Origin of the sequence: Ralstonia sp. TCR112, from assembly GCF_007997035.1 — a bacterium.
In the GTDB taxonomy this organism is placed as follows: Bacteria; Pseudomonadota; Gammaproteobacteria; order Burkholderiales; family Burkholderiaceae; genus Ralstonia; species Ralstonia edaphi.
This window is the reverse complement of sequence record NZ_VOSS01000032.1, coordinates 15392-34979: the sequence shown is the minus strand read 5'-3', so window position 1 is coordinate 34979 and position 19588 is coordinate 15392. Positions and strand designations below refer to the sequence as shown.

General features: G+C 64.1%; 18 protein-coding genes and 1 pseudogene. 5 read left to right on the top strand and 14 right to left on the bottom strand.

Annotation, left to right across the window (positions count from 1 at the left end; all coding sequences use genetic code 11):
* Together FUT88_RS11240 and pilM are read right to left on the bottom strand one after the other, a co-directional pair.
* Positions 1 to 633, bottom strand: a complete 633-nt coding sequence (locus FUT88_RS11240; protein WP_147215120.1) for a PilN domain-containing protein — start codon at positions 631 to 633, stop codon at positions 1 to 3.
* A 10-nt stretch (positions 634 to 643) separates the two neighbouring features.
* Entirely contained in the window at positions 644 to 1714 is a 1071-nt protein-coding gene (gene pilM / locus FUT88_RS11235) for a type IV pilus biogenesis protein PilM (RefSeq protein ID WP_186829286.1), read from the bottom strand.
* Positions 1715 to 2166: 452 nt separating this feature from the next.
* Between pilM and FUT88_RS11230 the strand changes: the two genes are divergently transcribed.
* The gene (locus FUT88_RS11230) at positions 2167 to 4581 is read left to right on the top strand and encodes a penicillin-binding protein 1A (RefSeq protein ID WP_147215116.1); all 2415 of its coding nucleotides are present in this window, start codon (positions 2167 to 2169) and stop codon (positions 4579 to 4581) included.
* A 69-nt stretch (positions 4582 to 4650) separates the two neighbouring features.
* Here FUT88_RS11230 and cyaY read toward each other — a convergent pair whose 3' ends face one another.
* The gene (gene cyaY, locus FUT88_RS11225) at positions 4651 to 4995 is read right to left on the bottom strand and encodes an iron donor protein CyaY (RefSeq protein WP_102067435.1); all 345 of its coding nucleotides are present in this window, start codon (positions 4993 to 4995) and stop codon (positions 4651 to 4653) included.
* A gap of 138 nt (positions 4996 to 5133) precedes the next feature.
* Between cyaY and lptM the strand changes: the two genes are divergently transcribed.
* Positions 5134 to 5367 (top strand): LPS translocon maturation chaperone LptM, encoded by a 234-nt coding sequence (gene lptM / locus FUT88_RS11220; RefSeq protein WP_147215115.1) that lies wholly within the window; start codon positions 5134 to 5136, stop codon positions 5365 to 5367.
* A 64-nt stretch (positions 5368 to 5431) separates the two neighbouring features.
* Complete coding sequence (gene lysA / locus FUT88_RS11215) at positions 5432 to 6691, top strand: diaminopimelate decarboxylase (protein WP_147215113.1); 1260 nt, start codon at positions 5432 to 5434, stop codon at positions 6689 to 6691.
* Between the two features lie 62 nt (positions 6692 to 6753).
* On the opposite strand, the gene msrQ is transcribed toward lysA, so the two are convergent.
* From msrQ to FUT88_RS11170, 8 genes and pseudogenes are all read right to left on the bottom strand, one after another.
* A complete protein-coding gene (gene msrQ / locus FUT88_RS11210) occupies positions 6754 to 7410 on the bottom strand; it encodes a protein-methionine-sulfoxide reductase heme-binding subunit MsrQ (RefSeq protein ID WP_147215111.1) in 657 nt (218 codons plus the stop codon).
* A gap of 7 nt (positions 7411 to 7417) precedes the next feature.
* Positions 7418 to 8413 (bottom strand): protein-methionine-sulfoxide reductase catalytic subunit MsrP, encoded by a 996-nt coding sequence (gene msrP / locus FUT88_RS11205; RefSeq protein WP_147215109.1) that lies wholly within the window; start codon positions 8411 to 8413, stop codon positions 7418 to 7420.
* A 95-nt stretch (positions 8414 to 8508) separates the two neighbouring features.
* Positions 8509 to 9369 (bottom strand): anti-sigma factor family protein, encoded by an 861-nt coding sequence (locus FUT88_RS11200; protein WP_147215107.1) that lies wholly within the window; start codon positions 9367 to 9369, stop codon positions 8509 to 8511.
* An 8-nt stretch (positions 9370 to 9377) separates the two neighbouring features.
* The gene (locus FUT88_RS11195) at positions 9378 to 9950 is read right to left on the bottom strand and encodes an RNA polymerase sigma factor (RefSeq protein ID WP_147215105.1); all 573 of its coding nucleotides are present in this window, start codon (positions 9948 to 9950) and stop codon (positions 9378 to 9380) included.
* Between the two features lie 25 nt (positions 9951 to 9975).
* Positions 9976 to 10404, bottom strand: a complete 429-nt coding sequence (locus tag FUT88_RS11190; protein ID WP_147215104.1) for an ATP-binding protein — start codon at positions 10402 to 10404, stop codon at positions 9976 to 9978.
* Positions 10405 to 10512: 108 nt separating this feature from the next.
* The gene (ccsB, locus tag FUT88_RS11180) at positions 10513 to 11700 is read right to left on the bottom strand and encodes a c-type cytochrome biogenesis protein CcsB (protein WP_147215102.1); all 1188 of its coding nucleotides are present in this window, start codon (positions 11698 to 11700) and stop codon (positions 10513 to 10515) included.
* 7 nt (positions 11701 to 11707) lie between these two features.
* A pseudogene (locus FUT88_RS11175) lies at positions 11708 to 13913 on the bottom strand (cytochrome c biogenesis protein ResB).
* Between the two features lie 112 nt (positions 13914 to 14025).
* Positions 14026 to 14685 carry a c-type cytochrome gene (locus tag FUT88_RS11170; RefSeq protein WP_147215100.1) on the bottom strand — a complete coding sequence of 220 codons (660 nt, stop codon included), beginning with the start codon at positions 14683 to 14685 and terminating at the stop codon, positions 14026 to 14028.
* 256 nt (positions 14686 to 14941) lie between these two features.
* Here FUT88_RS11170 and yihA point away from each other — a divergent pair, with 256 nt between their 5' ends.
* Positions 14942 to 15643 (top strand): ribosome biogenesis GTP-binding protein YihA/YsxC, encoded by a 702-nt coding sequence (gene yihA / locus FUT88_RS11165; RefSeq protein ID WP_147215098.1) that lies wholly within the window; start codon positions 14942 to 14944, stop codon positions 15641 to 15643.
* Positions 15644 to 15793: 150 nt separating this feature from the next.
* The gene (gene hemB, locus FUT88_RS11160; protein ID WP_147215096.1) at positions 15794 to 16789 is read left to right on the top strand and encodes a porphobilinogen synthase; all 996 of its coding nucleotides are present in this window, start codon (positions 15794 to 15796) and stop codon (positions 16787 to 16789) included.
* On the opposite strand, the gene dsbD is transcribed toward hemB, so the two are convergent.
* From dsbD to rplQ, 3 genes are all read right to left on the bottom strand, one after another.
* Positions 16790 to 18619 (bottom strand): protein-disulfide reductase DsbD, encoded by a 1830-nt coding sequence (dsbD, locus tag FUT88_RS11155; protein WP_147215094.1) that lies wholly within the window; start codon positions 18617 to 18619, stop codon positions 16790 to 16792.
* Positions 18620 to 18637: 18 nt separating this feature from the next.
* The gene (gene cutA / locus FUT88_RS11150) at positions 18638 to 18976 is read right to left on the bottom strand and encodes a divalent-cation tolerance protein CutA (RefSeq protein WP_147215092.1); all 339 of its coding nucleotides are present in this window, start codon (positions 18974 to 18976) and stop codon (positions 18638 to 18640) included.
* A 156-nt stretch (positions 18977 to 19132) separates the two neighbouring features.
* The gene (gene rplQ, locus FUT88_RS11145) at positions 19133 to 19531 is read right to left on the bottom strand and encodes a 50S ribosomal protein L17 (RefSeq protein WP_024977878.1); all 399 of its coding nucleotides are present in this window, start codon (positions 19529 to 19531) and stop codon (positions 19133 to 19135) included.
* Positions 19532 to 19588: the final 57 nt, after the last annotated feature.

Here is a 19588-nt window from a genome sequence, read left to right as displayed (position 1 = left end):
TTATTTCCCCGCCGTGGCCGCACCCGGCTTGGCCGGCGCTGCCGGCTCGGCCTTCCATTGGAAGCGGATCGTGAAGTTGAACAGGCGGCGCTGTTCCTTCAGGTTGTTCGTCATGGTGGTAGCCACCGATTCGCCCAGCTCAGCATGATCAAGCCAGGGCACGGCGCCCAGATTGCGCAGCAGGTCCGACACGCGCTCGTTGGACTGCGCCACACCGGATACGGTGTAACGGTCGCCATCCTGCTTGAGCGACGTGAGGTAGATGCCGTCCGGCACCTGGCGCACGAGCTCTTCGAGCAACTGCACCGGGCGGTTGCGCTGGTTCTGCAGGCTTTCCACCGCTTGCTGCCGCTGCAGCAGGTCGTCGATGTCCTTCTTGAGGGTATTGACTTCGGCGATCTGCTTGTCCATCTCCGCGTTCTTCTGCGTGAGGATGTCGTTGATGCGTTGTGCCTCTTCGGTCTGGTGATCGATCACCATGCCACCCAGAAACACCACCACCGCGCCCGCAACGGCGGCGCCGCCCAGGCTCATGAAGACTTTCTTGCGCTTACCGGCGCGTCGCTCTGCGTGATACGGCAGCAGGTTGACGCTGGGGAGCGCATTCACGGCATTCGCGCTTTCATTGGCCATCGTCAGCTCCTTATTGCAGCCCGCGCAGGGCGAGGCCCGCGCTGACGATGTAGGCCGGCAGATCGCGCTGCAGATAGCGCGCGTTGACGTTCTTGGCCGCGCCCATGTTGGCGAACGGATTGGCCAGCGTCGTGTTGATCTGCGTCTGCTGCTGGATCGCGGTCTGCACACCGAGCAACGATGCGTGGCCGCCCGACAGCACGATCTCGTCGACGCGGCCGACGCTCGAGGTCGACAGGAAGTTCTGGATGGCCTGACCGACTTCCATGGCCAGCGTCTCAAGCGAGGGCTTGAGCAGCTGGCTGCGGTACTCGTCGGGCAGCGTGTTCTTGCGCTTCTTCACCTCGGCCTTGAGCAGATCGAGGGAGAACAGACGGGAAATGCTCTGCGTAAGCTGGTCGCCCGAGCCCGACATCGGCTGCTCGTACAACTCCTTCCAGCCCTGGTAGAACAATGCGTGCGAGCGCGCACCGCCCAGGTGGAACATCGCCACGACGGGCATGTCGCGCGTCTCGGTTTCGGTGGCGTCCGGCTTGACGGCCAGCATGTGTGTCATGGCGCGCTGGATGGCGTTTTCCTCCACGTCCATGACGATCGCTTTCAGACCGGCCATCTCGGCGGCGGTCACACGCTCGGTCACACGCTCGGACACCGTTGCCGTGACGCGCACGCCGATCCCGCCTTCGGTTTCGGACGGACCGATCACGACATAGTCGAAATTGACGTTTTGCGAGGGCGGAAACAGCCGGTTGGCTTCGCTCTCCACCTGCACGAAGAGCTCGTCTTCGGTCAGGTTGTCGGGCAGGCTGACGGTTTGCGATTCCGTCAGGCTGGCCGGAATGGCAAGCACGGCTTCCTTACCGCGAATGCCGGCCTTGGCGATGGCGCGCTTGAGCGCACTCCCCACCGCATCGATATTCACCAGATTGCCGTCAGCGACGGCACTGCGTTCAATCAGCTCGCTGGCGCATTTTTCGAGACGGAAATCTCCCTGCTTGCCGTTGGCGGACAACTCCACCACCTTGACGCTGGAAGACCCGATATCTATCCCGACGATATTGCGGCGCAGCAGGCCGGACAACAAACCCCGTCGCACAGAGACACCCCACCGTTTATAGTTTTTTGAACCCTGGCGCCCGTCGCAAATCCAACGTGCGCCATAGCCTGCTTAGATTTGCTGCTGGATTCTCACAAAATCCTTTAGAACAGGCAAACGCTCAGGCAGACCGCGATGCATTTCGCGCCATGCCCTTCCCAAAGCGTTGTCAAAACCCCACGGTCGGGGGATACCCCTTTCGTCTGACTTGATTTCCGCTCCGTCTACTTCTAACGGCCGATTCTTAGCCGCCTTGAATCAGGGTGCGGCGAGCGCACAATCCGCCCGCGCAACATGCATGACGCGGCGCACAAGTGCGCAGCGGTGCCCTGACGGGACAGTGGTTACGCGTTGTTACGTCCAGTGCGGCCAGACCCCCGAAGCCGCGACGATATAATCGCCGCCACGCTGACTGACACCCCCGGTGCCCACCTGTAATGGCTACTGCCCAAACCACCCCAGCTTCGCCCAAGCCGCCTAAAGCCCGCCGCCCGCTGTGGGCGCGATTGCTTCTCTGGATGCTTGGCCTGTTCGTTGCAATGGGGGTCGTCGGGGCGCTGCTGCTGGGCTATGCCCTGCTCGTCGCCGCGCCCAATCTGCCGTCGCTTGACGCCATCACCGATTACCGCCCGAAGATTCCGCTGCGTGTCTACACCGCCGACAACGTCCTCATTGGGGAATTCGGTGAGGAGCGCCGCAGCTTCGTGCCGATCACGCAGATGCCGGACGTGATGAAACGCGCGGTGCTGGCCATCGAGGATGACCGCTTTTACGAGCACGGCGGCGTCGACTTCATCGGCGTACTGCGCGCTGGCCTGGCGAACCTGCACGGCGGCCTGTCGCAAGGCGCGTCGACGATCACGATGCAGGTGGCGCGCAACTTCTTCCTGTCGAGCGAGAAGACCTACACGCGCAAGATCTACGAGATGCTGCTGTCGTACAAGATCGAGGCGAGCCTGACAAAGGATCAGATCCTCGAGCTCTACATGAACCAGATCTACCTGGGTCAGCGCGCGTACGGCTTCGCCAGCGCCGAGCAGATTTACTTCGGCAAGAACATCAAGGACATCACCCTGGCCGAAGCGGCCATGCTGGCCGGCCTGCCCAAGGCGCCGTCGGCGTACAACCCGGTGGTGAACCCGAAGCGCGCCAAGGTGCGTCAGGAATACATCCTGCAGCGCATGCGCGACCTGCACTACATCACGCCCGAGCAGTACACCCAGGCCATCAATGAGCAACTGCCGGTGCGTGGCGAAGGCCATGAGTTCGACGTGCACGCCGAGTACGTGGCCGAAATGGTGCGCCAACTCATGTATGCGCAATACCGCGAAGAAACCTACACGCGCGGCCTGAACGTCTACACGACGCTGCGCAAGGCCGACCAGGACGTGGCGTATCAATCCGTGCGCCGAGGCATTCTCGACTACGAGCGCCGTCACGGCTATCGCGGCCCGGAAGCCTTCATCGACCTGCCCTCCGATGCCGAAGAGCGCGAGCAGGCCATCGACGACGCCCTGCTCGAACATCCGAACAGCGACGATCTGCAGTCCGCCGTGGTGGTGAGCGTGACGCCCAAGCTGGTGCGCGCGACGATGCTGACCGGTGAGACGATCGATCTGTCCGGCGACGGGCTGCGCTTTGCACAGGCCGCGCTGTCGAACAATGCCCAGCCCAAGATCAAATTGCGCCCAGGCGCGGTGATCCGTGTGATCCAGGACACGAAGACGCAGAAGTGGTCGATCACGCAGCTGCCGGAAGTGGCCTCGGGCTTCGTCTCGCTCGATCCGCAGACGGGCGCGATCTACTCCATGGTTGGCGGCTTCGATTTCAACCGCAGCAAGTTCAACCACGTCACGCAGGCCTGGCGCCAGCCGGGTTCGAGCTTCAAGCCGTTCATCTATTCGGCGGCGGTGGACAAGGGTTTCTCGCCGTCCACGGTCATCAACGACGCGCCGCTCTCCATCCCGACCGGCGACACCGGTGGCCAGGTGTGGGAACCGAAAAACTACGGCGGCGGCTATGACGGCCCGATGACGATGCGCCGCGCGCTGCAGAAGTCGAAGAACCTGGTGTCGGTGCGCATCCTGCGGGCGATTGGTACCCAGTACGCGCAGCAATACATCACCCGCTTCGGCTTCGACGCCGATCGGCACCCGGCCTATCTGCCCATGGCGCTGGGCGCCGGCTCGGTCACGATGTTGCAGATGGCGAGCGGCTACTCGGTGTTTGCCAACGGCGGCTACCGCGTGAACCCGTACATCATCGATCGCGTGGTCGACGCGCGCGGCACGGTCGTGCAGCAAAGCCATCCGATGACCGCCGGCAAGGATGCCGTGCGAGTGATCGATCCGCGCAACGACTTCATCATGGATTCGCTCCTGCGCAGCGTGGTGTCGAACGGCACGGGCTACCAGGCCAAGGTCAAGCTGGGCCGCAACGACATGGCCGGCAAGACCGGTACCACCAACGACTCGTTCGACGCGTGGTTCTGCGGCTACACGCCCAAGCTGGTCGGCGTGGCCTGGATGGGCTACGACAACCCCCGCAGCCTCGGGGATCGTGAAACCGGTGGCGGCCTTGCCCTGCCGATCTGGATCAACTACATGAGCTACGCGCTCAAGGGCGAGCCGCAGACCGAGCGCCAGCCGCCCGAAGGCGTCGTGCAGATGGCCGGCGACTGGGCCTACGAGGAATACGCCAACGGTCAGGGCGTGGCGTCGGTGGGCCTGGGCGATGCGATGCCGGGAGCTTCCGCACCGGGCGGCGACCCGTCACAACAGCCTGGCATCAACCTGGCGCCGACGCAGGAACAGGAGAAACAGAAGATTCTCGACATGTTCCGCGGCAACTGAACGTCGCGCCCATGAAAAAGCCGCCCTTCGGGGCGGCTTTTAATTTGGCATCCGACGAGAACGCTGCGCTCAGCCGGCCGCCAATGTCACATCCACATCGCTTTGCTGGCTGACATAGCGCGAGAGCGCCACATACAGCTCTTCCTTGCTCCGCGTATCGACCCAGCGGCCGTCGTCGCCGCGGCGGAAATGGAAACCGCCCGCACGCGCCGCCACCCACAGCTCCTGCATCGGCGCCTGGCTGTTGATGATGATCTTGGAGCCATCGTCGAATTCGAGGGTGAGCACGTTACCGGTGCGGTTGACCTCGATGTCGGCATCAGCCTCGTCGGCCGCCGTTTCAACGATGCTTTCGATGCGGCTGAGTTCCGCCTCGGCCAGCGCCAGGAACTCCGATTCGCTCAGGGGGGGCATGCTACACTCCAAAATCTTGCGCGGACGTTGCGTGGCGGCCCTTTCCGGCCCGTCCTGACCAGCAGGCGCCTCGTCCCATATGACTCCGATCGCCGCAAGGGCCACACCCCTGGGGCATCCTTTCTGCACCATCATCCGATGATACGAACCGCCGCCATTGTAGCCACTGTCGGCCTGACCCTGACGGTCGCAGGCCTATCCGGCTGCGGGATTCGCGGGCCGCTGTACATGCCCAAGGTGCCGCCGGCGCCGACCGCGCCGCAAACCGCCGACCCCGGTATCGCCGGCCCCAACGCCGTGCCGCAGCCGCCGGTGCCGGGCGCCAAACCCGCAGCCGCAGATGCGGCCAGCGCGGTGCCCGCGAACCGCTGATCCGGTCCTTTTTGCTCAACCGGCACCGCCCTTATCCGGGGCGAGGCCCAGAATGTTCCCACTCATGTCCGAGTCCCTGATTCGCCAGGAAGGCGCGCTGATGATCGAAGGCGTCGCGCTGGATGCGATTGCCGCGCAGTTCGGCACGCCCACCTACGTGTACTCGCGCGCCGCGCTCACGGCCAACTATCGCGCCTACGCCGCCGCGTGCGAGGGCCGCAACGCACATGTGCAGTACGCCATGAAAGCCAACTCCAACTTGGCCGTGCTGCAGGTGTTCGCACAGCTGGGCGCCGGCTTTGACATCGTTTCCGCCGGCGAACTGAAGCGCGTGCTGGCCGCCGGTGCGCCGGCCTCGAAGGTGGTGTTCTCGGGCGTGGGCAAGAGCGCGGACGAAATGCGTTTCGCGCTGGAAGTCGGCGTGGCGTGCTTCAACGTGGAGTCGATTCCCGAGCTGCACCGCCTGAACGACGTGGCCGCCTCGATGGGTAAGGTCGCGCCCGTGTCGCTGCGCATCAACCCGGACGTGGATGCCAAGACGCACCCGTATATCTCGACGGGCCTGAAGGGCAACAAGTTCGGCGTGGCGTTTGACGAAGTGCTGCCGACCTACCGCGCGGCGGCTGCGATGCCGAACCTGCGCGTGGTCGGCATCGACTGCCATATCGGCTCGCAGATCACCGAGGTGTCGCCGTATCTGGATGCGCTCGACAAGGTGCTCGACGTGGTGACGCAGCTCGACGCCGAGGGCATCCGCCTGTCGCACATCGATGTGGGCGGCGGCTTGGGCATCACCTACACGGACGAGACGCCGCCGGACATCACCGCCTTTGCGCGCACGCTGCTGGACCGTGTCGAGCAACGCGGCTTCGGCGATCGCACCGTGCTGTTCGAACCCGGCCGCTCGCTGGTGGGCAACGCCGGCCTGCTGCTCACGCGCGTCGAATACCTCAAGCCCGGCGCGAGCAAGAACTTCTGCATCGTCGATGCGGCGATGAATGACCTCGCCCGCCCTGCGATGTACGAGGCGTATCACCACATCGTGCCGGTGCGCGAAAGCCAGAGCGCGCCGGTCGTGTACGACGTGGTGGGCCCGGTGTGCGAATCCGGCGACTGGCTGGGCCGCGACCGTTCGCTGGCGGTGCAGCCGGGCGACGTGCTGGCGATCCTGTCGGCGGGTGCATACGGCTTCACGATGAGTTCGAACTACAACACGCGCAATCGCGCAGCAGAAGTCATCGTCGATGGCGACAAAGTCCATCTGGCGCGCGAGCGCGAGTGCTTTGAAGACCTGATCCGCGGCGAGCATCTGTTCCCGGCGTAAGCCCGCATCGCAAAGAAAAAGCCGACGCGTCAACGTCGGCTTTTTTGTGGGCGCGACCGGTATCAATCACGCGCCGGCATCGCTCCTCCGGCCATCGCACTGCGCGGCGAGCGCCAAGCCCACCACACCCGCAGCCCGAGCAGCACCGCCATCACTGCGGCGTAGATCGACACCTCGGCAAAGTCATGCTTGCCGGCCTTGTGCCACCAGTAGTGCAGGATGCCGAGCACGCCCGTCACGTAGACAAGCCGGTGCAGCCACTGCCAACGCTTGCCGCCGAGCCTGCGCACCATCGCGTTGGTCGACGTGGCGGCCAGCGGAATCATCAGCACGAAGGCCGCAAAGCCTACGGTGATGAAGGGCCGCTTGACGATGTCCTTCAACATCGACGCTGGGTCGAGCCCGCGATCGACCAGCAACCAGATCAGGAAGTGGATCGTGCCGTAGAAGAACGTGTACAGCCCGAGCATGCGGCGAAGCCGGATCAGCCAGTTCATGCCCGTGATGCGGCGCAGCGGCGTGATGGCCAGCGTGCAGCAGAGCAGCACCAGCGTCCACGTACCGGTCGAGCGCGTGACGAACTCCAGAGGGTTGGCCCCGAACTGGTCTGTCGCGCCCAGGAAGACGATGCGCAGGAACGGCAGCAGCGCCACGATCCATGCGATCGCCTTCACCACACGCAATGGCTTGGGCGCCAACATCGGCGGCAGCAGTGTCATGTCGCCCTCAGAAGTTCTTGCGCAGGTCCATGCCTGCGTAAAGCGGCGCGACCTGCTCATAGCCGTTGAACATCAGCGTCTTGCGCTTGGGCGCGAACAGGCCGCCGAAGCCGCCTTTGTCCTCGCCGATACGGCGCTCGGTGGCCTGGCTCCATCGCGGATGGTCCACGGTCGGGTTCACGTTGGAATAGAAGCCGTATTCGTTGGCCGCGGCAAGGTTCCAGCTCGTCGGGGGCTGCTTGTCGACAAAGCGGATCTTGACGATGGACTTCGCGCTCTTGAAGCCATACTTCCACGGCACGATCACGCGAACCGGCGCACCGTTTTGATTCGGCAACACCTGGCCGTAGAGGCCAAAGGTGAGCAATGCCAAGGGATGCATCGCCTCGTCCAGGCGCAGGCCTTCGCTGTACGGCCACTCCAGCACGGGGCTGCTGATGCCGGGCATCTGGCGCTTGTCGGCCAACGAGATGAATTGGACATACTTGGCGCTGCCCTGAGGTTCCACCCGCTTGATCAGCTCGGCCAGCGGAAAACCCACCCACGGAATGACCATCGACCAGCCCTCGACGCAACGCAGGCGGTAGACGCGCTCTTCCATCGGCGCGAGCTTCATCAGGTCGTCCAGGTCGTAGGTCTTGGGCGTCTTCACCAAGCCTTCCACGCTGACTTGCCAGGGGTGCGGGCGCAGCGTGCCTGCATAGCGCGCCGGATCGGCCTTGTCGGTGCCGAACTCGTAGAAGTTGTTGTACGTGGTGACCTGTTCGTACGGGGTGGCTTTCTCCACGGTCGTGTACGCAGGATTCGGCTTGCCGGGCAACTTGGCCAGCGAAGGGTTGGCGGCAAAGGCCTCGCGCGATGCCCACGGCGCCAGCGTCGCGCCGGCCGCACCCATGGCGGCAGCGGCCAAGAAGCGGCGGCGCTGCTCGAAGATGTGCTGCGGCGTGATCTCGCCAGCGGGGATGTCCTCGCCACGCAGCCAGCGGTCAGTCTTGATCAACATGATTCGTGGTCCTCGTTGTGCGGGCACGCTGTCCCATGTGCGTTGGTCGTGCCAGCGCTGCCGACCTGACAGCGCGCGGCGAAAAAAATGGAGTGCTATTCCCTGCGCCCCGCCGGCCCTGTGAATTCGCTGTATTGTCGAAAGACGACTTGCGCCACTTCCAGCAACTGCGCCCGCGCAAGAGGGCCAGCGACCGCAAACCCCAGGCCGTGGTCAGCCCAGTAGAACGCCATCGGTGGCGGATGGTCGCCCACAGGATGGATCGCCTGCAGCACGCGGTTGTCGGGAGCAAGCTTCTCAAGACGGAAACCGGTATCGCGATTGTTCGGCATGCGCCGCAACTGCACGGAGATACGCGTGCCGCCCGGCCCCTCGTACATCAGCATGGCCGTCGGCGCGTCCGCCACCACCGTCTGCCGGCCGCCGATGAGCCGGTAGCCAAGCGACGTCAGGTCGGGAACGCGCAACTGTGCGTCGAGCCGGCGCGACAACCATGTGACGAGATGCGCCTCTTCATCAGCCGGCACTTCCACCATGTGTTTCGACTCGGGAGAAAAGACGACGTGCGATACGAGTGCATCGTTGGCGAAACGTTGCATGGGCGGGGTGCGCTCAGCCGCTCCTCGGCCAAGCCAGCCGGCGCCCGAGCCAATGGCCAGGCAAGCCACGCCCAGCGCCGCGACACTCCAGCCGCGCATCGCACCAAAACCGGTTGAGGTCGGACGCCGCGCCGCCGCGAGGATTTCCGCCGGAATGCTGCGCCGCGGCACCGGTTCGTTCAGCAGCGGATCAAGCGCGCGATGCAATTCCGCGTCGATCTTGCGCCACCCGGCGACTTCGGCAGCCGCGCCGGGGTGCGCGGCAAGATAAGCCTCCACGGCAGCACGGCGCGCGGCTGGCAAGCGGCCGTCGGCATACGCATGCAGTTCGTCGATATGAATGGAATTGGAGGACATGGCCAGCCTCACTTCACGCGGTGCAGCGTTGCGCTGCCGCCATCGCCGGACGCCGCAAACGCGCTCGATGCGGCGGGCGCTGCCTCGAGCGCGGCACGCATCCGCTCGCGCGCCCGCGACAGCCGCGACATCACCGTGCCCACCGGCACGCCCAGCACGTCGGCGGCGTCCTTATAGGCGAACTGCTCCAGGCCGACCAGCAGCAATACCGCACGCTGATCTTCCGGTAGGGTCGCCAGGGCGCGCAGCAAGTCGCGGCGCAAGCCGGGGTCATCATCAACGGGAATCTCGGGGGGTGCGTCGCTCAGCTCGATCCGATCGGGCCTGCGCACGGCATTCAGGTGCAGCCGATGCATGATGGTCAGCAGCCAGGCAAACAGCCCATCGCTATCGCCCTTGGCGCCGATCTGGCCTAGCGGCCCCAGCCTGGGGCGCAACTGGAAGCGCCAGCGGTAGCGCCACGCGCGCTCCAGCGTGTCCTGGACGAGGTCGTCGGCACCACTGGCGTCACGCACGAGCCCGCGCGCGTGGCGACGCAGGCGTGGCGTGAGCGCAATCAGCCGGCCGGCCAGATCGGACATGTGGGCGCGAGCGAGGGCGGCGTGCTTACGGCTTGGCGACGTGCCAAACGTTCATGAAGCCGTCGCCAGTCTGGTCGCCCGGCATCTTGTCCTTGGTCCAGAGGTAAAGCGGCTTGCCGCGATAGGCCCACTGCTTCTTGCCGTCGTCGCGCGTGATGATGGTGTAGTCGCCGGATGGCTTGTCGGCGTCATTGGCAGCCAGCGGCGGCCAGTTCTCGGCGCACTTGCCGTTGCAGGCGCTCTTGCCGGCCGTGGCGTCACGGTCAAACGTGTAGAGCGCCATGCCGTGTTGATCCGTCAGCGTGCCGTTGGTCACCTTCACGGCGGACGGCGTGGACGATGCCCCCATGCCCATGCCGCTGCAGCCGGCCAAACCGAGGGCGGCGAGCAGCGCGGCGCCGGCCATAGCCGTGCGCGAGTTGAACCACTTCGGGGAAGTTGTGGACTGGCTCATCTTGTTCTCCTTGGATGGAGGGGCACGCCGATCGCGCCCTCACTGAGCAGTAAACACGCCAGGCGCGTCTTTATTCCAGTCCGCTGAGATTTTTTTGTGACTGACGGCTTACAGCTCGCCGTAGCTGTGCAGGCCCGAGAGGAACATGTTCACGCCCAGGAAGGCGAACGTCGTCACAAGCAGGCCGATCAACGCCCACCAGGCGGCCATGCGCCCGCGCAGTCCCTTCATCAGGCGCATGTGCAGCCACGCGGCGTAGTTCAGCCAAACGATCAGCGCCCATGTTTCCTTCGGGTCCCAGCTCCAGTAGCCGCCCCAGGCGTCGGCCGCCCACAGCGCACCGAGGATCGTGGCGATCGTGAAGAACGCAAAGCCGACGGTGATGGCCTTGTACATCACATCGTCCAACACCTCGAGCGAGGGGAGACGATCGGCCAGCACGCCGCGCTCCTTCAACAGATAAGCCGCACCCACCATGGCCGACAGGGCGAACGTGCCGTAACCGATGAAATTGGCGGGGACGTGAATCTTCATCCACCAGCTCTGCAACGCCGGCACCAGCGGCTGTATCTCCTGCGCGCCGCGCGACACCGTGTACCACAGCAGAAAGCCCACCGCCGCCGAGACCACCAGCATCACGAACGGACCCAGCGCACGCGTCTTATAGCGTTGCTCGTAGTACAGATAGAACAGCGAGGTGATCAGCGTGAAGAGGATGAACACCTCGTACAGATTCGAGATGGGGATGTGGCCGATGTCGGCACCGACAAGGTACGACTCGTACCACCGCACAAGCATGCCGGTCAGGCCCAGCACCGCCGCTGCCCAGCACAGCTTGCTGCCGATGGCCCCGCCCGCTTCCCAGCGCAGCGCCAGCCCAGTCCAGAAAAACAGCGTGGACAGGAAGATCAGCGCACTCATCCACAGGATGGCCGACTGGCTGGCGAGGAAGTACTTCAGGAAGAAGGCGTGCTCGGCGCGGGCGAGGTCCGGGCCATTGGCGCCAGCGTATTGCGAGATGCCGAACAGCGACAACACGGCGATGCCGATCATGAGCACGCGCACCGGCTTCCACGTCCAGCCAAGCCATGCGAACGCGGGCACGGCGGCAACGAGAATGCCGCGCTCGTAGCCGTCCATATAGGCGCCGTAGCGCGAGAAGGCGTAACCGGCGCCTGCGGCCAGCATTGCAGCAAACAGCCAGTCAAACCAGCCCAGGCGGCGGAAATACGACGGGCGCTCAAGCGCACCCAGATCAGCGCTCGCCACGGTCGTTTGGGGATTGGTCGCTTCCATCACCTGCTCACTTCGTTGGTTTGGGGTCGACGCTCGCTGCAGTGGCGGCATCGGGTGCGGCTGGGGCGCCTGCCGCGGCACGGATATCGTGCTTGAGGCGCTCGAACTCGCGGTCGAAGTCGAGCGTGCGGCGCATGGTCGACATGGCGGTCAGCACATGTGCGCCGGAAGCGCTTTCGTTGGCTTGGCCGGATTGCGGCCGAATCCACAGCCACCAGCGGCGCTCACGCACGTAGAACATCGAAAACACGCCCAGCACCAGCAGCAACGACCCAAGATACACGATGTTTTTGCCCGGCGCACGTGTGAGCTGGAACACGCTGGCCTGTACCTGCTGGAAGTCGTTCAACTGCAGATAGACCGGTGCGCCGTAGAAGACGTTGTCCGACAGCGCGTTGATGGCGCTCTGCAACCACTGGCTGCTGGCGGCGTCCACGGTGGGTGCCGGCAAGCCATCCTGCGCGCGGGCGAGTTGCCACAGCTCCCACATGGAGCTGTTGATGATCTTCATCAGCACATCGGCAGCTTTCTCGCGCTCGCCTTCGGGCACCGATTTCTGCAGGAACGTGGCGACCGCCGCAAAACCACCCTGCGCACCGGCGGAGGCGCCGTCCTTGGCATCGGCAGCGCCGGCAAAGAGGTCGAGCGCGCGACGGGCGCTTTCCATCAGCTGGTTGCGCAACTCCGCGCGCTGCTCGCCGGGCATGGAGAGCAGCGCAAACCGGCGTGCCGCTTCGCCGCGCATCGCCGGATTCTGCAGCGCCGCGCGCAGGCGCATCCAGTCGGCGACGGTGCCTTGCGCATCGGCAGGAATGCGCAGATAGCGGAACGGCTCGTCCGGCTGCGAACGCATGCCGCCAGGAACACCGATTGCCCATCGAGCGTGACGGGCAGCATGTAGTTGCTGAATTCGTGTGCCTGGCCATTGGCGTCGCGCAGCTTGTACTGCACGGAGGGGCCGACGTTGCGCAGATCGCGGTCGCGCGTCATCTTGGTGACGTTGCCCAGCTCCGCGCGCAGACCATTTTCCGCACCGCCCTTCTTGCCGACACCGCGCGCGTCCTGCTTGCCCGAGGCGTCGGTCACCGTTTCCACATTCATCAGGCGGAAGTCGGAAAACTCGACCGTGTAGTCGCCGCCTTTGCCGGTGAGTTTCGAGCTTTCGCCCACGACGCCCGACATGTCGAATGTCTTGGGGTTGTCGCCGCGCATCGGGTAGCCGGTCAGCTTGAGTTTCGAGCCACCATCTTCAAAGCTCGACTGGTAGATCGCCACGCCGTCATAGACGAACGGCTTGTTGACCTCCACACGCGCTGCGGTGTGCTTGCCGGTGCGGCGGTCGGTCACGACGATGTCGCTGGCGAATAGCTTAGGCATGCCGGTCGAGTAATGCTCGACGTGAACTTCTTGAGCGTGATCATGAACGGCAGGTCCTGGATCAGCGCGCCGTCGGCGATGTTCAGAATCGCCGTGCTGACGGTCGAGCCTTCCGGCACGAAGGCGTTGCCGCGGAATCCTGGGTTCGATGTCGACAGCCGATGCTCCGGGCCGATATCGCTGATGACCGCATTGCCCTTGATGGGCGATTTGCCGCCAAACCACATCTGCGCGCGGATCATCATGTCGCCGTCGAGCAAGCCGCCGATGCAGATCACGACGATGGCCGTGTGCGCCAGGATGTAGCCGATCTTGTTGCCTGCCCCCGCCTTTGCCGTAATGAGCGTGGCGCCACCCTCGCGCGCGAACGCCTTGATGCGGAAACCGCGGTTCTGCGCGAGTGCGGCCAGACGCGCGGTCACGGTCGCCGTATCCACGGACGAATCGAATTCGTCCCGATGATGGAACGCCCGCAGGCTGCCTTCGCGCACGTTCTCGCGCCAGGAGCGCATGTCGGCGAGCATTTTGGGGGCATTGCGCACGATGCACAGCGACGTCGACACCACCAGGAACGCCAGGATCAGAAGAAACCACCACGCGCTGTAAACGGTGGGCAGCGTCAGAGAGCGGAACACATCGGCCCAGAACGGCCCGAACTGGTTGACGTAGTTCGGGTACGGATCGTTCTGCTTGAGCACCGTGCCGATCACGCTGGCAATGGCAATCACCGTCAGCAGGCTGATCGCGAAGCGCATCGACGACAGCAGCTCAACCGTTTCACGCAGCGCGCGACGGCGAGAGCGGATCTGGACGCCGGAAGTGGAGACCGAAGACATGCGGGGAAACAACCTGTTCAAAAACGAAAACAGGGTGGCGATGCCAGGCGCATTGCCACCCTGTTCTTCTTGTTGATTGTGCGACCGTCAGTAGACGGCCGGGTGCGGCAGATTAGCGCAGGCCGGCAATGTAATCGGCCACCGCCTTGATCTGCTGGGCCGTCATGCGACCGGCCAAGTCGTGCATCTGTACGCTGTTCTTGCGAGCGCCGCTCTGGAATGCAACCAGTTGAGCCTCGGTGTATTCAGAGAACTGACCTGCGATACGCGGATACTGCGCCGGGATGCCGGCGCCCGTCGGGCCGTGGCAGCCTGCGCACGCTGCGATACCGCGCTTGGCGTCACCGCCGCGATACAGCTTCTGGCCCAGTTCGATGGTGTCCTTGCTCTTGGCCGAACCGGGCTTCCAAGCCGGTTGCTTGCCCAGATAGGCGCCAATGTCCTTCATGTCCTGGTCCGACAGCGCCCCGGCGTACAACGACATGACCGGCTGGTTACGGTCGGTCTTGGCCTTGAAATCTTTGAGCTGCTTTTCGATGTATTCGGCGTGCTGGCCGGCCAGTTTCGGGTTGACGTTCATGGCGCTGTTGCCGCCGGCGCCGTGACAACTGGTACACGCCGGCACGCCATTGGCGGGCACACCGGTGTTGAAGATCGTTTCGCCGCGCGCGGCGTCGGCCTTGGCGACTTTTTGCTCTTCGGCATGGGCCATGGAGAAGACCGATGCCAGGGACAGCGCTGCGACAGCAAAAACGTTCGCGATGCGGTTCATTCGCACACCTTGTTTAGATTGTTTTCGAATGCTGCGTGCGCCGCCCAATGCGGGACCCTGCGGCGCCGGGCATCCCCTTCTCCTCGTGCCAGATCAGCGCATGAAAACGGACCGGCCCGGGCCTCGGGGCGGTCCTGCGACGGATCTGGTGGGGACGTCCGTAAACCGGCGTATTGTACAATAACACCTCTGCAATGCGACCTCGCGGCGCAGCAACCACGCAGTTCTGAACTGCAGTTTACAGGTACTGCCGCGCATGTCGCTCCTGCATCAAGCCCGTTTCTTCATCACCGTCAATCATCTGCGTGATTTACCGGCGACCGCCGTGCCGGAAGTCGCGTTTGCGGGCCGCTCCAACGCAGGCAAGTCCACCGCGATCAACATCCTGTGCAACCAGAAGCGGCTGGCCTTCTCCAGTAAGACGCCGGGCCGCACGCAGCACATCAACTATTTCTCGGTGATGCCCGCCAAGGCGGAAGATCCGCTTGGCTTCCTGGTCGACCTCCCCGGTTACGGCTATGCCGAAGCACCTGGCGAGACCAAATCGCACTGGGTTCACCTGCTGGGCGACTACGTCCAGGCGCGCCAGCAACTCGCCGGGCTCGTCATCATGATGGACGCGCGCCGTCCGTTTACCGACCTCGATTGCCAGATGGTCGAGTGGTTCCTGCCAACGGGCAAGCCGATCCACGTGCTGCTCACGAAGGCGGACAAGCTGACCAACAACGACGCCTCGCGCGCGCTCATGGCGGCACGCAAGGTGCTGGCCGATTACCGTGCGCAGATTGACGGGGATGTGTCGCTGACGGTGCAGTTGTTCTCGAGCCTGAAGCGTCGCGGCATTGAAGAGGCGCAGCGAATTGTTGCAGGCTGGCTGTGCCTGCCCGAGGCGCTGGAGCCCCAGCCGCAAGTCGAACAGGCAAAAAAAACCCCGTCGCCAAACGCGCAACGGGGGTAACGACCCCATCGAGCCGTCGATGGGAACCCGCGTCAGGGAGGAGCCGCGGGGAACGCTGCATCAGCGTCGCTGGCGCATTGTCCGTGCATAGGATGGATAATCGCGACAAAGGTTTCGAAACTTCACAGTGTGTTCTTAGGGTCTGCTGAAATGATCGCGAGCTTCCCCGACCATCGTCCGCGCCGCATGCGCCGCGACGATTTCTCCCGCCGCATGATGCGCGAATCGCGCCTCACCCCCGACGACCTCATCTACCCGGTCTTCATTCTCGAAGGCACCAATGTGCGGCAGGCCGTGCCGTCAATGCCGGGCGTCGAACGTGTGTCGGTCGATGTGTTGTTGACCGTGGCCGAGCAGTGTGTGCAGCTTGGCATTCCGGTGCTGGCGCTGTTCCCCGTCATCGAACCGTCGCTCAAGACGCCGGATGGCATCGAGGCCGCCAATGCGGATGGGCTGATTCCGCGTGCGGTGAAGGCGCTCAAGGCGCGCTTCCCTGAGTTGGGCATCCTGACCGATGTGGCGCTCGACCCGTACACGAGCCACGGCCAGGACGGCGTGCTCGACGCCAATGGCTACGTGCTCAACGAAGAGACCGTCGACATCCTGATGCGCCAGGCACTGGTACAAGCGGAGGCCGGCGTGGACATCGTCGCACCGTCGGACATGATGGACGGCCGCATCGGCGCGATCCGCCTGGCGCTGGAGAACGACGATCACATCTACACGCGAATCATGGCCTACGCGGCAAAGTACGCCTCTGCGTTCTACGGCCCGTTCCGTGATGCGGTGGGCTCGGCGGCCAATCTGGGCAAGAGCAACAAGATGACTTACCAGATGGACCCGGCCAACTCGGATGAGGCGCTGCGCGAAGTGGCACTCGACATCGCCGAAGGCGCCGACATGGTGATGGTCAAGCCCGGCATGCCGTATCTCGATATCGTGCGACGCGTGAAAGATGAGTTCCGCTTCCCCACGTACGTCTATCAGGTCAGCGGCGAATACGCGATGCTGAAAGCCGCCGCGCAGAACGGCTGGCTGGATCACGACAAGGTCGTGCTGGAATCGCTGCTGGCGTTCAAGCGCGCCGGCGCGAATGGCATCCTGACGTACTTCGCATTGGACGCCGCCCGCCTGCTGCGCGCGTAATCAGGCCGTCGGCTTGACTGCCTGCGTCGTGCCGAGCGCGCGGCGCAGGCTCTCCAAAAACGTGTCGGCGCGCTCAAAGCCGACCACGCGAGCCTTCAGCTCACGCCCCTGCGTATCGAAGAAGATTGTGCCGGGCGGGCCGAACAGGCCGAAGCGCTTGAGCAGCGCCTGGTCGTCCGCATTATTGGCCGTTACGTCGGCCTGCAGCAGCACCACGTCGGAGAGCGCCTTGCGCACCCGCGCATCAGTAAAGGTCAGGCGCTCCATCTCCTTGCAGCTCACACACCAGTCGGCGTAGAAATCCAGCATCACCGCACGGCCAGACGCGCTTGCGTTGCGCACTTCGGCATCGAGTTCAGCGATGCTCTTCACCCGCTTGAATGTCACACCGTGTGCCTCAGCTTGCGCAGATGCGCCCGCCGATGCGCGAATCAGTCCGGACAGCGGCTGTAGCGGATCGCGGCCGCCGGCAGCGACCCCCACCAGTTGCGCTGAGCCCGCCAGCGCAAGCAGTACACCCGCAACCTTGCCCAAACGCTGTACGTTGCCGGCGCCGTCGGGCAAGGAATCGAAGGTCCGCAGAAACACGGCCGCACCGATCAGCAAACCGCCCCACGCAATCATCACGGCCCACGCCGGCAACACCGGCTGCACGATCCACAGCGCCACAGCCAGCAGGATGAAACCGAAGACCGCCTTGGTGACAATCAGCCAATGACCAGCGCGCGGCAGCAAGTTGCCGGCGCCGACACCCACGAGCACAAGCGGCACGCCCATGCCGATCGACATCGCAAACAGCGCCATACCGCCGATCGCAGCGTTGCCGGTCTGCGCGATATAGGCCAGCGCCCCGGCCAACGCCGGCGTGACACACGGCGACACGATCAATGCCGAAAGCGCGCCCATCACGATCGCGCCAACAATCTCGCCGCCGCCATGCTTGCTGGAGGCCTTGGTCAGGTGATCGCGCCAGGCCGCCGGCAGCTGCAATTCATACAGCCCGAACATCGACAGCGACAGCGCCACCATCAATACAGCAAACGCACCCAGCACCCACGCGTTCTGCAGCGCAGCTTGCAGGCCCTGCCCAGCCAAGCCGGCTGCCACACCTACGGCGGTATAGACAACGGCCATACCGAGCACGTAGGCCACCGACACGATCGCTGCGCGTGAACGCGTCGCGTGCTCGCCGACCACGATCGCCGACAGGATCGGCAGCATCGGCAGCACACAGGGCGTGAAGGTGAGCAACAGACCGAGCCCGAAAAACAACGCCGCAATCGCACCGAGGTTGCCGCTGCCCAGCGTGCTGGCAATGCGGCCGAGTGCGTCGCCAGAGCTCGCTTCGCCACCACCGGCAGGCGCTGCTGGCGAAGCCGCTGCGGGCTCCACATGGAACCGGCTCTTCATCGGCGGGTAACACAGGCCCTGATCCGCGCACCCCTGGGACGTGACGATCAGGGTGAATGGCGCCGTCGCGTTCTGCGCCTTTACGTGGAATGCGACTTCATGGCGATAGGTTTCGACGTCCTTATTGAACGTCTCGTCGAACTTAACCTTGCCCGCCGGCATGTCGGACAGCGCCAGCGTGGTAGTTGCCGGATCCGCCGCCACCGCGAAACGCTCGCGGTACATGTAGTAACCATCGGCAATCGCAAACTTGACTTCGACGGTCTGGCCGTCCACCTGCGTGGCGGAGAAGCGGAACGCCTGCTCGGGCGGCAGAAAGTCGTCAGCAGCATGCGCGGGCATCTGCAGCGTCGCCACCGCGACGAGCAGCATCACCAACTGCATTACACGTCGCACGGACACGAACGAAGAGAAGGTCATATCAACAACAATCGAACATCAATTGGAAGGCGGGCGCGTTTCATCGGCCACCCACGCAAGATACGCCGGCAAGCCGGCCGCCACCGGCACGGCGATGATCTCGGGCACTTCGTACGGATGCGTCTTTCGTAGCGCGGCTTCCAGTGCAGGGTAGGCCGCGCGCGTGGTCTTGATCAGCAGCGGAATCTCGGCGGCGTGCTCGATCGCGCCCTTCCACCAATACGTCGACGCGCAAGCTGGCAAGCGATTGACGCACGCCGCTGCGCGAGATTCCAGCACAGCCGTCGTCACGCGATCCGCGCTATCGGCATCGGGTAAATTGGTCAGCACCAGCAGCACTTCGGTTCCTGCGGACATAGACACTCCACTGATGCTCCGTGACAGACAGAACGCCGGAAACGGACAACAAAAAAGCCAGGATGCGAATCCTGGCTTCATTGTAATGCGCACGGCTGCACGCATTCCGGGGCTGGCCAGCGCGACGCCATGTCGCACGGGCAAACTCGGCTGACCTTACTCGGCAGCGCCGTCGACTTCCACGGCCTCGGCAACTTCCGGACGGTCGAGCAGCTCAACCAGTGCCATCGGCGCATTGTCGCCTTGGCGGAAGCCGAACTTCAGGATGCGGGTGTAGCCGCCCGGGCGGGTGGCGAAACGCGGGCCCAGTTCGTTGAACAGCTTGGTAACCATGTCGCGGTCGCGCAGACGGGCGAATGCCAGACGGCGGTTGGCAACGGTGTCCTTCTTGGCCAGCGTGATCAGCGGCTCGACAACCTTGCGCAGTTCCTTGGCCTTCGGCAGGGTGGTCTTGATCAGCTCGTGCTGCAGCAGAGAATTGGACATGTTGCGCAGCATCGCGAGACGGTGCGACGAGGTGCGGTTCAGTTTCCGCAAACCATGACGGTGACGCATGATGATTCCTTCTTAAGAGTGTTTGACCAGCTCTTCTATCGCCGCCGCCCATACAAC

What these genes read in the sequence shown, in the direction of transcription:
- FUT88_RS11190 (WP_147215104.1), bottom strand. Translation starts at nt 10,404, where the DNA reads ATGAGCCAGTCCACAACTTCCCCGAAGTGGTTCAACTCGCGCACGGCT.
- yihA (WP_147215098.1), top strand. Translation starts at nt 14,942, where the DNA reads ATGTCGCTCCTGCATCAAGCCCGTTTCTTCATCACCGTCAATCATCTG.
- hemB (WP_147215096.1), top strand. Translation starts at nt 15,794, where the DNA reads ATGATCGCGAGCTTCCCCGACCATCGTCCGCGCCGCATGCGCCGCGAC.
- msrP (WP_147215109.1), bottom strand. Translation starts at nt 8,413, where the DNA reads ATGTTGATCAAGACTGACCGCTGGCTGCGTGGCGAGGACATCCCCGCT.
- FUT88_RS11230 (WP_147215116.1), top strand. Translation starts at nt 2,167, where the DNA reads ATGGCTACTGCCCAAACCACCCCAGCTTCGCCCAAGCCGCCTAAAGCC.
- ccsB (WP_147215102.1), bottom strand. Translation starts at nt 11,700, where the DNA reads ATGGAAGCGACCAATCCCCAAACGACCGTGGCGAGCGCTGATCTGGGT.
- msrQ (WP_147215111.1), bottom strand. Translation starts at nt 7,410, where the DNA reads ATGACACTGCTGCCGCCGATGTTGGCGCCCAAGCCATTGCGTGTGGTG.
- FUT88_RS11195 (WP_147215105.1), bottom strand. Translation starts at nt 9,950, where the DNA reads ATGTCCGATCTGGCCGGCCGGCTGATTGCGCTCACGCCACGCCTGCGT.
- dsbD (WP_147215094.1), bottom strand. Translation starts at nt 18,619, where the DNA reads ATGACCTTCTCTTCGTTCGTGTCCGTGCGACGTGTAATGCAGTTGGTG.
- FUT88_RS11200 (WP_147215107.1), bottom strand. Translation starts at nt 9,369, where the DNA reads ATGTCCTCCAATTCCATTCATATCGACGAACTGCATGCGTATGCCGAC.
- FUT88_RS11170 (WP_147215100.1), bottom strand. Translation starts at nt 14,685, where the DNA reads ATGAACCGCATCGCGAACGTTTTTGCTGTCGCAGCGCTGTCCCTGGCA.
- lysA (WP_147215113.1), top strand. Translation starts at nt 5,432, where the DNA reads ATGTCCGAGTCCCTGATTCGCCAGGAAGGCGCGCTGATGATCGAAGGC.
- lptM (WP_147215115.1), top strand. Translation starts at nt 5,134, where the DNA reads ATGATACGAACCGCCGCCATTGTAGCCACTGTCGGCCTGACCCTGACG.
- cyaY (WP_102067435.1), bottom strand. Translation starts at nt 4,995, where the DNA reads ATGCCCCCCCTGAGCGAATCGGAGTTCCTGGCGCTGGCCGAGGCGGAA.
- FUT88_RS11240 (WP_147215120.1), bottom strand. Translation starts at nt 633, where the DNA reads ATGGCCAATGAAAGCGCGAATGCCGTGAATGCGCTCCCCAGCGTCAAC.
- cutA (WP_147215092.1), bottom strand. Translation starts at nt 18,976, where the DNA reads ATGTCCGCAGGAACCGAAGTGCTGCTGGTGCTGACCAATTTACCCGAT.
- rplQ (WP_024977878.1), bottom strand. Translation starts at nt 19,531, where the DNA reads ATGCGTCACCGTCATGGTTTGCGGAAACTGAACCGCACCTCGTCGCAC.